Here is a 374-nt window from a genome sequence, read left to right on the forward strand (position 1 = left end):
GCTATAGACAACCTTTTCCCCATCGTAATCCGTAATCACGAACAAGTAGTCCATACGTTTATGTGGAACGCCGACCTCTGTCACATAGAAATCACTTTCTGCTGTGGATAAACCATGTTTCATTTCTACTTCTTGATAATCCCAAACCATTTCTGATTCATCATCGCGTTTTACAAACATATAAGGGTCACCATAGATCAATGCAACACTTTGAATGTCGTCACGTGCAACACGTAAACGGATATGAATTGTTTCCTCTGTATAGAGATAAGCAAATTCTGATTCTGGACGGTGATAAATGGCTGCTTTATTCATGAATAAATACCTCTTTTTTTCTTGTTTTTTTCATTTTAGCACAAGCTCATCTTTTGCGC

Annotated in this window: 1 protein-coding gene; it reads right to left on the reverse strand. The window is 37.7% G+C overall.

Annotated elements, in window-relative coordinates:
* On the reverse strand, window positions 1-315 hold a 315-nt coding region (locus tag ETC27_RS17825), incomplete at its 3' end, for an alpha amylase N-terminal ig-like domain-containing protein (protein ID WP_240724960.1).
* Window positions 316-374 lie beyond the last annotated feature (59 nt).

This window comes from Onishia niordana (assembly GCF_004798965.1).
GTDB lineage: Bacteria > Pseudomonadota > Gammaproteobacteria > Pseudomonadales > Halomonadaceae > Onishia > Onishia niordana.